Origin of the sequence: Sulfurospirillum halorespirans DSM 13726, assembly GCF_001723605.1 — a bacterium.
Taxonomy (GTDB): domain Bacteria; phylum Campylobacterota; class Campylobacteria; order Campylobacterales; family Sulfurospirillaceae; genus Sulfurospirillum; species Sulfurospirillum halorespirans.
Genome location: NZ_CP017111.1, coordinates 1,725,224 through 1,738,058, shown reverse-complemented (window position 1 = coordinate 1,738,058; position 12,835 = coordinate 1,725,224). Strand labels below are relative to the sequence as shown.

At 42.2% G+C, this 12,835-nt stretch carries 14 protein-coding genes; 12 read left to right on the top strand and 2 right to left on the bottom strand.

Going from position 1 to position 12,835, the window contains the following annotated elements; genetic code table 11:
* Positions 1-16 precede the first annotated feature (16 nt).
* Together SHALO_RS08730 and SHALO_RS08725 are read left to right on the top strand one after the other, a co-directional pair.
* Positions 17-391 (top strand): heat shock protein transcriptional repressor HspR, encoded by a 375-nt coding sequence (locus SHALO_RS08730; RefSeq protein WP_025345085.1) that lies wholly within the window; start codon positions 17-19, stop codon positions 389-391.
* Between the two features lie 2 nt (positions 392-393).
* The gene (locus tag SHALO_RS08725) at positions 394-2,004 is read left to right on the top strand and encodes a cation:proton antiporter (RefSeq protein ID WP_069478189.1); all 1,611 of its coding nucleotides are present in this window, start codon (positions 394-396) and stop codon (positions 2,002-2,004) included.
* Here the strand turns inward: SHALO_RS08725 and hemW are convergent.
* Positions 1,994-3,049, bottom strand: a complete 1,056-nt coding sequence (gene hemW / locus SHALO_RS08720; RefSeq protein ID WP_069478188.1) for a radical SAM family heme chaperone HemW — start codon at positions 3,047-3,049, stop codon at positions 1,994-1,996. The two genes, SHALO_RS08725 and hemW, sit on opposite strands and share 11 nt — an antisense overlap.
* Positions 3,050-3,125: 76 nt before the next feature.
* Between hemW and SHALO_RS08715 the strand changes: the two genes are divergently transcribed.
* From SHALO_RS08715 to SHALO_RS08670, 10 genes are read left to right on the top strand one after another with little or no spacing between them, the layout of a single operon-like run.
* Complete coding sequence (locus tag SHALO_RS08715; protein ID WP_025345082.1) at positions 3,126-3,596, top strand: RNA pyrophosphohydrolase; 471 nt, start codon at positions 3,126-3,128, stop codon at positions 3,594-3,596.
* A 1-nt stretch (position 3,597) separates the two neighbouring features.
* The gene (locus tag SHALO_RS08710) at positions 3,598-4,800 is read left to right on the top strand and encodes an aspartate kinase (RefSeq protein ID WP_025345081.1); all 1,203 of its coding nucleotides are present in this window, start codon (positions 3,598-3,600) and stop codon (positions 4,798-4,800) included.
* Positions 4,801-4,803: 3 nt separating this feature from the next.
* Positions 4,804-5,355 carry a HobA family DNA replication regulator gene (locus tag SHALO_RS08705; RefSeq protein WP_069478187.1) on the top strand — a complete coding sequence of 184 codons (552 nt, stop codon included), beginning with the start codon at positions 4,804-4,806 and terminating at the stop codon, positions 5,353-5,355.
* On the top strand, positions 5,342-5,968 hold the full coding sequence (locus SHALO_RS08700) for a DNA polymerase III subunit delta' (protein WP_238585222.1): 627 nt from the start codon (positions 5,342-5,344) through the stop codon (positions 5,966-5,968). Before SHALO_RS08705 ends, SHALO_RS08700 begins: the two co-directional genes overlap by 14 nt.
* Positions 5,965-7,110, top strand: coding sequence for a dihydropteroate synthase (gene folP / locus SHALO_RS08695; RefSeq protein WP_069478185.1), 1,146 nt, complete (start codon positions 5,965-5,967; stop codon positions 7,108-7,110). The genes SHALO_RS08700 and folP overlap by 4 nt, the downstream gene beginning before the upstream one ends.
* 9 nt (positions 7,111-7,119) lie before the next feature.
* Entirely contained in the window at positions 7,120-7,818 is a 699-nt protein-coding gene (locus tag SHALO_RS08690) for a hypothetical protein (RefSeq protein WP_084010833.1), read from the top strand.
* Positions 7,808-8,569 carry a TSUP family transporter gene (locus SHALO_RS08685; RefSeq protein ID WP_069478184.1) on the top strand — a complete coding sequence of 254 codons (762 nt, stop codon included), beginning with the start codon at positions 7,808-7,810 and terminating at the stop codon, positions 8,567-8,569. The genes SHALO_RS08690 and SHALO_RS08685 overlap by 11 nt, the downstream gene beginning before the upstream one ends.
* Positions 8,566-10,512 (top strand): NAD-dependent DNA ligase LigA, encoded by a 1,947-nt coding sequence (ligA, locus tag SHALO_RS08680; protein ID WP_069478183.1) that lies wholly within the window; start codon positions 8,566-8,568, stop codon positions 10,510-10,512. Before SHALO_RS08685 ends, ligA begins: the two co-directional genes overlap by 4 nt.
* Positions 10,509-11,225, top strand: a complete 717-nt coding sequence (tlyA, locus tag SHALO_RS08675; RefSeq protein WP_069478182.1) for a 23S rRNA (cytidine-2'-O)-methyltransferase TlyA — start codon at positions 10,509-10,511, stop codon at positions 11,223-11,225. Before ligA ends, tlyA begins: the two co-directional genes overlap by 4 nt.
* Positions 11,185-12,048 carry a bifunctional riboflavin kinase/FAD synthetase gene (locus tag SHALO_RS08670; protein ID WP_069478181.1) on the top strand — a complete coding sequence of 288 codons (864 nt, stop codon included), beginning with the start codon at positions 11,185-11,187 and terminating at the stop codon, positions 12,046-12,048. The genes tlyA and SHALO_RS08670 overlap by 41 nt, the downstream gene beginning before the upstream one ends.
* Here SHALO_RS08670 and SHALO_RS08665 read toward each other — a convergent pair.
* Positions 12,027-12,809, bottom strand: a complete 783-nt coding sequence (locus SHALO_RS08665) for a GGDEF domain-containing protein (protein ID WP_069478180.1) — start codon at positions 12,807-12,809, stop codon at positions 12,027-12,029. The genes SHALO_RS08670 and SHALO_RS08665 overlap by 22 nt on opposite strands.
* Positions 12,810-12,835: the final 26 nt, after the last annotated feature.

Here is a 12,835-nt window from a genome sequence, read left to right as displayed (position 1 = left end):
TTACGAGGAGTATGCCATGCATCATGGGTATGAAGAACCGGTTTATTTGATCAGTGTTGTCGCAAAAGTTTTAACCATTCATCCTCAAACCCTTCGTCAGTATGAGCGAGAAGGGCTTGTTCGACCTTCTAGAACCGATGGTAAGATGAGGCTTTATTCACAACAAGATATTGATAAAATCAAGATGATTCAGCGCCTCACACGCGATCTTGGGGTCAATCTAGCAGGTGTAGACATCATTATGCAGCTTAAAGATAAAATCGATGACTTTGAAGTATTGGTGGAGAGTTTACGCATGGAACTCAGTGGGCTTACGAAAAAAAGTACGCAAACCAAAAATCCTTTGGTAAAACACAAAAATAGTTACGAGATTATTTTATTTGGGGAATAAGCGTGGATAATATATTAGCGATCATTTTGAGTGCAACGGCTTTAGCAACTCTCTTCAACCTCTTGTTGAAGCGTTTTAATATACCAACAATTATTGGCTATATTATCACGGGATTTGCTATTGCTTACATGTACAAACTCGGTCGCAATAATGAATCTTTGACGCATATCGCAGAATTTGGTGTTGTTTTTTTGATGTTTACTATTGGACTTGAGTTTTCCATCAAACATCTTTTGAGTATGAAAAAAGATGTTTTTTTTTACGGGTTACTTCAAGTCTCTCTGGTTGGAGGTGTGATTGCTTTAGGGGCGGAGCATTTTTTTGGTATTGAAAAAAAGAGTGCGATCATCATCGGGTATGCGCTTGCCCTCTCATCCACGGCGATTGTGCTTAAGATTCTGAATGACAGCGGAACGATTCATACCATTTATGGGCGTAAAGCGCTGGGAATTTTACTCTTTCAAGATATTGCGGTCATCCCCATTTTATTGATGCTGAACATTTTTTCAAATCAAAACAGTTCACTCACCGATCTTCTTTTGCAGACGCTTTACAGTGCTGTTCTGATCTTGGGGCTGATGTTTATCATCGGAAGATACCTTCTCGATCGCTTTTTGTCACTTGTTGTCTGGGCAGATACCCAAGAAATTTTCATCGCTTCGGTGTTGCTTCTCGTTGTGGGCGCCTCATTTTTAGCACACACTTTAGGCTTTTCCTACTCTTTGGGTGCTTTTTTGGCAGGTATGATGATGTCTGAGACGCAGTACAAACATCAAATCGAAGCCGACTTGGTTCCTTTTCGGGACTTGTTGCTTGGACTCTTTTTTATCACCGTTGGTATGCAGATTGATCTTGGTTTAATTGCGCAAAATTACGGCACAATTTTGCTTTTTTTGGCCACGATGGTTTCGTTTAAAACGCTAGTTGTTTTTGGCATTTTATTTTTCGCTGTGGGTGGAAGGGTTGCCCTTAAAACGGGTTTAGCATTGTGTCAGGCAGGTGAATTCTCTTTGGCGATTTTAGCGCTTGCGAGTTCATCGCATCTTGTCAGCACCAAAACTTCACAAATTTTGATTGTTACGGTTGTACTATCAATGATTATGACGCCATTTATTCTGAAAAATATGAAAAAAATTGTCGATGCTATCACTAAAGAACCTAATAACGGCGATTTTATGATTCACTCTTCAGGCATTAAAGACCATATCATTGTGTGTGGATACGGAAAGCTAGGGCAAGAGATTGTGTATCGTCTCAAAAAGATGAATGTCAATTATTTGGTTTTGGAGCACGACATCAATCTGGTCAAACTCGGGCAAAACAGAGGCGAACCTGTCTATTTTGGAAATGCGGCTGAGAAGAGTATTTTGAAAAATGCGTTTGTGGAAGAGTCTAAAGCGGTTATTATTGCGATTAATAATGAGAAAAAACTCATTCTGTTGTGCGAGGTGCTTAAATCGTTTGATGCTCCGATTAAGATCGTCGCCAAAGCGAGTGACTACGATGAGAAAAAACTGCTTAAAGCACTTCAAGTGAAGCATATTGTCAACGAAGGACGAGAAGCGGCTAAAGCACTTTTACATGTAGCCCTTGAAGAGAATCCTACTGAGTAATAAAAAGTGCGATCTCATCGCTTAAAAAGTAGTCGGTATTAAAGACGCGATGATCTTTACATGTAAGCTTGTTTTCTTCCACTAAAAGGTTAACCTGCATCATCTCTTTGGGGCTAAAACAGGCTAATGCGATGCCAATCATGCTCCTCAATCCTAGGAAAATCTTTTCGACATGTAAATCGTCTAAGCTTAGTTTTTCGATCTCTTGAAACAGAGGATTTTGCACGTACGCTTCGATCTCTTTGGCGGGGTAAAAACGCCTGTTTTTTAAAAATCCTACAGCACCAGCTCCGATGCCTAAATAGTCTTGATGTTCCCAATAGCCTTTGTTATGAACGCTTTGGTAGGTTCCGAAATTGGAGATTTCGTATTGTGGAAACCCCGCTTGTATGATCGCTTGCACGAAATCTTTGGCAAGTTTCTCAGAGCCATTGGCAACATCCTTTCGTTTGAAAAAAGGTGTCTCTTCTTCAAGCGTGAGCGCGTAAGCACTGAGATGATTGATGGGCAAAGAGCTGGCGATGTTAAGGTCTTCTTGCAACAGCGCTGGCGTGTCCAGTGCGGTGCCATAAATGAGATCAAGGGAGATGTTTTGAATGCCCAGTTTTGCCGCCAAAGCGATGGCGTCTAAGGCCTGTTTGGGTGTGTGATTGCGCCCTAGAAAAGCGAGTTTTTGCGCATCAAAACTCTGCACGCCAAAGCTTAAGCGATTGACGCCTAACGCGCGCATCTCCTCTATCCATTCCTTCGTTGCTGATTGAGGATTGGCTTCGGAGGTGACTTCGGCATTATCCTCTAAATAGGGCGTGATCATCTCAAAAAATGGTGCATACCACGAAGCTTGAATGGTTGAAGGTGTTCCGCCTCCAATAAATAAAGAGCGAATACTTTTTGGGGGCATATTAAATTTTTCCAGCTCATAGCGCAGTTGCTTTGTAATCTGTTGCATGTAATTTTGCTTGAGTACACTTTTGTTATCGTAAGAGTTAAAGGCACAATAATGGCATTTGCTGTCGCAAAAAGGGATATGGAGGTAAGCTAACACGGATTTCCTTATATCAAGCAAGTTTAATGACTATTTCGATACTATTTTAACAAAAATATAGAGGTAATGCGCAATTATGGAATCACCAAAACGATACAGACCTAATGTTGCTGCCGTGATTGTCTCTGCCAAATACCCTTTTCAATGCCAACTTTTTATTGCCAGTCGTAGCGACATAGCAGACGCTTGGCAGTTTCCACAAGGCGGAATTGATGCGGGAGAAACCCCTCAAGAAGCCCTTTATCGTGAACTCGAAGAGGAGATTGGTACGGGTGATGTTGAAATCATTGCAGAGTATCCTCAGTGGTTACAATACGATTTTCCTCAAAAAATTGCTCAAAAAATGTACCCTTTTGATGGACAGAGCCAGAAATATTTTTTAGTAAGACTCAAAAAAGATGCCAAGATTAACCTTGCAACCAAAGAGCCAGAGTTTTGCGACTATAAATTTGTCAATTTAGAAGAAGTGTTTGATTTTATTACCTATTTCAAGCGACCTGTGTATAAGCAAGTGTTAGAATATTTCAAAAAAGAAGGGTATCTTTAAGATGTTGATCGTTCAAAAATACGGAGGAACGAGTGTTGGCAATGTTGAGCGCATTGAGGCTGTTGCCAAACGAGTCATAGAAAGCAAACAAGAGGGACACGATCTTGTCGTCGTTGTTTCCGCGATGAGTGGTGAGACCAATAAACTTTTAGAGTATGCAGCGCATTTTAGCACAACACCCAATCATCGCGAAGTCGATATGTTATTAAGTTCTGGTGAGCGTGTGACCAGTGCTTTGCTTGCGATTGCGCTTGAAGCAGAGGGTTATGCTGCTGTTTCGATGAGCGGACGTCGTGCTGGGATTGTGACCGATGCGGTTCATACCAAAGCGCGTATTGAATACATCGATACGACACTGATGAAAAAAGAGCTAAAAGAAGGCAAAATTGTCGTCGTTGCAGGCTTTCAAGGTGTGACCGAAAACGGTGAAGTCTCAACGCTGGGTCGTGGAGGCAGTGATCTTTCTGCGGTTGCGATTGCAGGAGCGTTAGAAGCGGATCTGTGTGAGATTTACACCGATGTGGATGGTGTTTATACAACCGATCCTCGCATTGAACCTAAGGCTAAAAAACTCGATAAAATCAGCTACGATGAGATGTTAGAGCTCGCAAGTTTGGGGGCGAAAGTGCTTCAAAGCCGCTCTGTTGAGATGGCAAAAAAACTCAACGTCAATCTCGTGACACGCAGTAGCTTTAACAAACACGAAGGAACACTTATTACAAAGGAAGATAAGATTATGGAACAACCATTAGTTAGCGGTATTGCACTCGATAAAAACCAAGCCAGAGTGACACTTCGCGGTGTTACGGATAAGCCTGGCATTGCGGCTGAGATTTTTAAAAAACTCGCTGATTGTAACGTTAACGTTGATATGATTATCCAAAATGTAGGACACGATGGCACAACAAACCTTGGTTTTACTGTTCCTCAAAATGAGCTAGAGATGACAAAAGCTGCTATGAGTGAGCTTAGAGCAAGTGATGTTATGGAGTATGACAGTGACATCGTTAAAGTCTCAGTTGTGGGTGTAGGTATGAAATCGCACAGTGGTGTGGCGTGTAAAGCGTTTGACACGATGGCAAAAGAGGGCATTAACATCGAGATGATCAGTACCAGCGAGATCAAAATCTCTATGGTTATTCAAGCAAAATACGGTGAACTTGCCGTTCGTGCCCTTCACAGTGCTTACCAATTGGATAAATAATCGATGCAACAATTTCTAAAATGGACACTTGAGGAGATCCGCAAAGACGGTTCCATGATGAGCTGGATGGAAGAGAAGAGGTTCGAATGGGTTCCTCTTGCCGCTTCCATGCTCAAAAATCTTCTGGATGGCCATACGTTTATTGTGATTACCGATGATGATAGGGCGTGGTTTTGTCACTATATGCTACGCGCTATCAACAATCATCATAAAAATAGACCGATTTTGCCTTTTATTGCCTTGCAAACGCTCTATCCCAATCTCTATCAAGTTAAAACAAAAGAAGATATAGAGCTTTTGGAAAACATGCTCTCCCAAGCCTTTCCAAGTGGTTACACCTTCTTTTACGTGGGTAAAAACAGCGATATTAAGATGCAAATTACCAAACGTAAAGACGATAGTTTCCTCTGGATTATGGATGAACATGTTCAAAATAGCTTTTACCTTTTAAGCGATGACGATAGTTTAGATATTAAATTGATTCAACTTTTTAGACTTCTCGATAAAAGTATCGATGCCGTGCTTTTTGCCGAGGTTACCTTTGAAAACGAATGATGAAGGGGTTTTTAGCCATATTTTGATTTGTAAAAATGTGGAAAAAGCCAAAGAGAGTCTGCACGAAATGTATGCCAAAGAGCGTCACCTGTTTTTTATCAAAGATGAGTTTCTCATCGATGATGCCAAAGAGGTGATCAAAGAGGCGTATATCGCAGAATCTGAAAATAAATACCTCATTCTCATTGCCAAAGGGTACCGCGTCGAGGCGCAAAATGCGCTTTTGAAAATTTTGGAAGAACCTCCTCGCCACATTGTTTTCATTGTCGTTGCCCCTTCTAAAACAGCTTTTTTGCCAACCGTTCGCTCACGCCTCCTTCAAAAAGAGCTCTTGATTGAACAAGAGGTGACGCACAGTGGACTGAATCTTGCGAAACTCGATCTAGGCGATATGTATCCGTTTATTCAAAAACACCAAAATGTCGAAAAAGGGCTGCTCAAAGAGTTGGTTCAAGCCATTGTGTACGAATCGATTCATGAGCATCATCTGCGTTTCAGTGAAAAAGAGTTGGAACATTTTGCAAAATTGTTGCATTTGGTGGAACTTAATACCAGAGCGCAAACGATTTTAACCTCTCTTTTGCTCTCCATTATGTTAAGAAAATACCGATGAAACTCTGTAAATTAAACACTAACAGCGATGTTGCAGCGCTCTTTCATGCTTTAGGTGTCACCCGAGAGGGAAGTGCGATTTTAGCGCAAAAGGCGCATCACAATCTCATCTACATTAAAGACCTTAAAACACCTGCAGCCAATATTCTCAAACAAGATGCCTTGTCTATTGGCGCCGATCTTGCGGTGCCTAAAGATACCATTACATGTAAAACAGCTCTGGTCGATGCGATCTTAATTGCCAATGACAAACAGCTTAAAGAGCTCGCGCGCAAAGAGAAAGCCCAACCCTTTGGACTCAAAGAGGTTGCTTTAAAATTGAATGAATTTGGCTTTACATGTAAGAATGATTTTGAGATTATGGGCGTTATTAACACGAATGAAGACAGCTTTTTTCAGGGCAGTCGTTTTAGCGGTGAAGCTGCACTCAAACACATCGAAACGATGATAGGTGAGGGCGCTAGTATCATCGATCTGGGTGGTGTTTCGAGTCGTCCAGGGAGTCTGAGCGTGAGTGAAACAGAAGAGCTTGCACGTGTGAAGCCTATCATCGATCTGATTTACGAGCACAAACTGTTTGAAAAAGCACCTTTTTCCCTCGATAGCTATTCACCTTTGTGTTTGGAATATGCTTTACAACGTGGTTTTAGTATCGTTAACGACATTACCGCGCTTGCCAATGATGATGTGGCACGTGTTGCGGCAAAGTACGATGCAACCGTCGTTTTGATGCATATGCAAGGCGATCCTTTGAGCATGCAACAAGAGCCTCAGTATGACAATGTCCTCTTTTCGGTAGATGCATTTTTTGAAGAGCGCATTGCTAAGGCAAAAAGCTTTGGTATTTTCAAGATCGTTCTTGATGTGGGCATTGGTTTTGGCAAAAATTTAGAGCACAATTTAACACTTCTTAAACACCACGAACACTTTTTACATTTTGGCTATCCATTGCTTTTTGGAGCCAGTCGAAAATCAATGATCGACAAAATCATCCCTACGCCCATTTCTGAGCGTTTAGCGGGTACATTGGCACTTCATCTTAAGGCGTATGAACAAGGTGCCACAATACTGCGTGTTCATGACGTTAAAGAGCATCTGCAAGCACTGAGTGTGCTTCGAGCTCTCAATCAAACAACCTTTTAGGACTCTTTTTTGGAAAAAATTATCGATCTTTTAAACCGTATCAGTGAGCTTTACGCTATTCCTCAATGGGTTGTCAACAGTGGCGCCATTGCAATTTGTATTATTTTACTTGCCTTTCCTTTTGTTGCTCGCGTTTTGATGCGCCCTAAATATTTTAGATTTCGTGAACTCATTTTATTTAAAGTGTTGTGGCGTTGGAAGTATAAAAAAGGCGATGTCATCGGGCTTTGGTGTTATTGTCCTAAGTGTCAAAGCATGCTGATGGTGGATGATGAAAATTGTCGTTCGGAAGAGACCTTACAGCATAAAATCACCTTTTTTGTCTGCCCAACGTGTGGCGGTCATGAGCTTGGTCGTGTGGTTGGAGGCGATAGGCGTTATGTCTTAAGCTTGGTCAGGCGCGATATTTGGAGGCACATTCGAGAGGGAACGTACAATGAGGTTGCAACGGCCACCAAAGAGGCGTTGGACATCTATGCACAACTTGAAGAGGCCAAAGAACAAGATGAAAGCGACGTTTCGGCTGTTTTAGAGGAGACGACGGATGCGCTTAGTGAAACCGTCGTACCTGAGACTTCTTTGCCTGAAGAGAACGAAGAAATACCTTTACATGTAAACGAATCTGAAGGCGTCGAAACGGTGATACCAGCATCTGAAGAGGCAAGCAGTAGCATTGAGACCGAGGAGATCAAAAAAAGTGGAATTTGAATTTTATTATTATGTGATCTTCTTGCTGACAGGCCTTGTGGCAGGGTTTATCGACGCGATTGCAGGCGGGGGTGGCATTATCACAATTCCTGTGCTTTTAGCTTCTGGTATGCCCCCACACATTGCTCTTGCGACCAATAAACTTCAAGGCACATTCGGTAGTGGTATGGCTTCGATCAATTTCATTCGCAAAGGCTTTATCACGTGGTCTGAAGTGATGATCGGGGTTATCTATACGTTCATTGGTGCGGCGCTTGGAACCTATGCGATTTTGCTGATGGATGCGAGCATTTTGGCGAAGATTATCCCTGCCATGCTTGTGGGGATTTTTATCTACACGCTGTTATCGCCTAAAATGGGAGAGAACGATCGCCATGCCTATCTTGGCAACCATCTCTTTTTCTTGATATTTGGTATAGGACTTGGTTTTTACGATGGTTTTTTTGGACCAGGAACAGGAACTTTTTGGACGATTGCGCTTGTGACACTGCTTGGATTCAATCTTAAAAAAGCGACGGCTCAAACTAAGGTGATGAATTTTACCAGTAATATTGTCTCTTTAGCTGTCTTCCTTTGGAGTGGTAATGTGCTTATTTTAGTAGGTTTGCTGATGGGTTTTGGGCAGATTATCGGTGCGTACATAGGTTCTAATATGGTCATTAAAAAAGAGGTGAAATTCATCCGTACCTTTTTTCTCACCATGGTTGGACTCACGCTTTTAAAACTTATTTATACCAGTTACATCGCATGACACACGAAGAGTATTTAGCCAAAATCGAGCGTGCTAATGCGTGGGCAAAAGCCTATTACGTCGATGATGCACCGCTTGCGAGTGATGAAGAGTATGACACACTTTACCATGAAATCTTAAACTACGAGCAGGAAAATCCACTTTTTGCAGATGTCAATAGCCCCACCAAACGCGTCGGTGGAATGGTATTGGAAGGTTTTAACAAAGCAGAACACAAAGCACGCATGTGGAGCATGGAAGATGTGTTTGATGAGCATGATCTTGATGCGTGGATAGAGCGTGTTAAAAAAGTCAAAGAGAATTTTACCTTTTATTGTGAGCCAAAATTTGATGGGGCGAGTCTGAACCTCATTTATGAAAATGGTATGTTAAAGCAAGCGATCACGAGAGGCGATGGAAGCATCGGTGAGGATGTGACGCAAAATGTTAAAACCATTGGCTCGATTCCTTTACGGATTAGCTATCAGGAACTCATTGAAATTCGTGGCGAAGTGGTCATCAAAAAAGCAGACTTTGAAAGACTTAACACTGATCGTTTAAACGTTGGTGAGGCGTTATTTGCCAACCCTCGCAATGCCGCAGCAGGAAGCCTCAGGCAGCTTGATACGAGCATTACGGCGAAGCGTAAACTGATGTTTTACCCGTGGGGCATTGGATTTAATAGCTTAACACAGAGCTTTTTGAGTCAAAAAATGAGCTTTGTCTACAGCCTTGGTTTTTTACAACCCCCTCGTATCGTCGTAACCCAAAGCGTGGATGATGTGCATACACTTTACGCAGAACTCATCGCCAAGCGCGATGAGATCGAGATGATGATGGACGGAATGGTCGTCAAAATCGACGATGTAAGTCTTCAAGAAGAGCTGGGCTACACGGTGAAATACCCCAAATGGATGGTCGCGTTTAAATTTCCTGCGATTGAGAAAGTGACACGACTTAAAGACATTACCTTGCAAGTGGGTCGAACGGGTGTCGTGACGCCTGTGGCGGAAGTCGAAGCGGTCAATATCGAAGGGGTTATTGTTGAGCGAGCGACACTGCATAATTTTGATGAGATCGAGCGTAAAGATGTGCGCATCGGGGATAGTGTTATTATCATCCGCAGTGGTGATGTTATTCCTAAGATTATTAAAGTGTTGAGCGAACGACGTGATGGAAGTGAAAAAATCGTTGAGCGACCGCTCAATTGCCCCGTGTGTGGCAGTGAGCTTTTGGACGATGGCGCACTGATTAAATGTCAAAATCTCTCCTGCGATGCGAGAGTTGTGGGGGCGATTATTCACTTTGCGTCTAAAAAAGCGCTCAATATTGACGGGCTTGGCGATAAAATCGTCGAACAGCTTTATGCGCAAAAACTCGTTTTACATGTAAAAGATTTGTACACGTTACATATAGATCAACTCCTTGCGTTGGAGGGCTTTAAAGCGAAAAAAGCGGACAATCTTTTAGCGGCGATTGAGCAGAGCAAAGGGGTGAGTTTAGAGAAGTTTATTAACGCTTTAGGCATCGAGCATATCGGTGAAGTGGCGGCTAAAAAGATCGCGCGTACGTTTGGTTTGGAGTGGTTGGAAGCAAGCTTTGAGCAGATCATTGCTCTTGAAGGGTTTGGCGAAGAGATGGCGAAGAGTTTGGTCGAGTTTATACATGTCAACAAAGCCGAAACCTATGAGTTGATGGCTGTAATTCAGCCTATTGCCTCTAAACTTGAGATAACGGAGTCTGTTTTTACGGGAAAAACAGTCGTCTTAACAGGTTCTATGAGCCAACCACGCGATGAGATCAAAGTGATGTTAGAGAAACTGGGTGCAAAAGTGAGTGGAAGTGTCTCTAAAAAGACCGATTTTGTCATTTATGGCGAAGAAGCAGGCAGTAAGTTAGCTAAAGCCTTAGAACTGGGTGTCAAGACACTGAGTGAAAGTGAATTAAACGGGATGATTGAATGAGACTGGATAGTTATGTGTTTGAAAAAGGGTTCGCCCAAAGTCGCAATAAAGCAGCGGAACTGATTAAAGAGGGCAGTGTTTGGCTCAACGGTAAAGTAGAGCGTAAGAGCTCTGTGGAGATTGGCGAGAACGACACGGTTAACGTGACAAAAATGACGCAATATGTCAGTCGCGCAGGACTCAAACTTCGTGGATTTATCAATGAATTAGGTTTACATGTAAAGGGTTTGGATGTTCTTGACATTGGGAGCAGTACGGGCGGTTTTGTGCAGGTGTGGCTGGAAGAAGATGTCAAAAGTGTGACCGCAGTGGATGTGGGAAGTGAGCAGCTTCACCCCTCTCTTAAAGTCGATTCTCGAATTATTTTGCACGAAAATAGTGATATTCGACTTTTTAAGCCTGAGCGAACCTACGATATAGTCAGTTGTGATGTTTCGTTTATTGGGATTGGAGCGCTTATTGACGTAATCGATACGTTAGCAAATTCTGCTATTATCATCTTGTTTAAGCCCCAATTTGAAGTGGGCAAAGATGTCAAGCGCTCCACTAAAGGAGTCGTTAAAGATGGCTCGGCTATTATGCGCGCACATTATCAGTTTGAAGCACAGGCGATCACGCTTGGCTGGACATTGATCGACAAAAGAGAATCGCTTGTAAAAGGAAAAGAGGGGAATGTTGAGACGTTCTACTATTTTAAAAAAAGAGAGTGTTGACACCCTTGCCATCGGTAGTTTTGATGGCATTCACGTAGGGCACAGACAGCTTATCAACCATTTAGGATCTCACGGGGCACTTTTCGTCATCGACAAAGACCAAGCAAACCTAACTCCTGGGATTAAGCGTAGCGAATATGCGGGCTACCCGTGTATGTTTTTTCATTTTCTCAAAGTAAAAGACCTCAGTGGTGCGGAGTTTGTTGAGCTTTTAAAAAAAGAGTTTCCTCATCTTAAAAAAATTGTTGTTGGCTATGATTTTTGTTTTGGAAAACACCGCTCTTGCACGGCGAAAGATCTCAAAACGTTTTTTGATGGTGACGTGGTGATTGTTGAAGAGTTCAGCTACCAAGGCAATTCCGTGCATTCTAGCTTGATTCGCACCTACTTACAAGAGGGGCGTTTAGAAGAGGCAAACCGCTTTTTAGGGCGCGAATATGCCATAACAGGTGATGTTGTCACGGGGCAAGGGCTTGGTAAAAAAGAGCTTGTTCCAACGTTAAACCTCAAAGTCTTGGAATATCTCATTCCGCACGCAGGTGTTTATGCGACACGTACGCGCATTGCGCAAACGATTTACGATTCTGTTTCGTTTATTGGGGTAAGAGAGAGTACCGATGGGGCATTTTCCATTGAGACGCATATTTTAGATGCGACGATTCCTGAAATTCATGGCGCAGTTGAGCTCTTTTTTGTAGCGTTTTTGCGCGATAATCAAAAATTTAACAGCTTAAGTGAACTGAAATCCCAAATTGAACACGATTGCGAGGAAGCTCGAAAATGCCTTGGAACCTGTAGAGTCTATTTGAGAGATTTTTTGTAGTTATACATCTTTGTATCGGCATCTTCTAACACTTTTTTAAAACTATCTTTGGCTTTAAAAGAGGCTACGCCAAATGAAAAATCGATGTAAAAGAGCTCTTTATTATGTTTAAACGGTGTTTTGAGTAGGTTTTGATTGACTGTATGTAAAATTTTATGTATTTCGTCTTCGTCATGCTGTTCGCTTAAGATGATAAACTCATCGCCTGCAAAACGAATCGCTGTCGTATTGGGTACCTTCATAAGCACTTTTCCAATGACATGTAAGACTTTATCGCCAATGATATGACCAAATTGATCGTTGACCTCCTTAAAGTGATTGAGGTCGACAAAGGCTAAATGCCCATTGCTTTTAAAGTGATCGTCTTTGAGAAACTTCTCAAAAAGCCACCTTCGATTATACAAGCGCGTCAAATCATCAATGTAAAGCTCTTCTAGCAACGAAGCGATTCGTGTCTCTAACTCAATCATATTGTCTTCAATAAATTGCAATGCCATATTGTCTTTATTGGTGATGGCGATTTTGGCATTCATCACATTTTCTTTGAGCGCTGAGGCTGAGCGTTCGGTCTCGTTTTGAATCAGCTGAATTTTGCGAAGCGCGTAGAGCATAGCGGCTTCTTTGTCAATGTCACTGAGTTTAATGCCAAGATCTTTAGCTTTGCTGTAGAAAATATCGCGGTAAATTTCAGGCAAAACAATTTCAAGGTTGCGTATCTCTTTAATCGTTAAATCGGTAAGCTCTTGCAGTTGTTTGTTCATTATATGACCTGTTTGGAAGTAGTGAC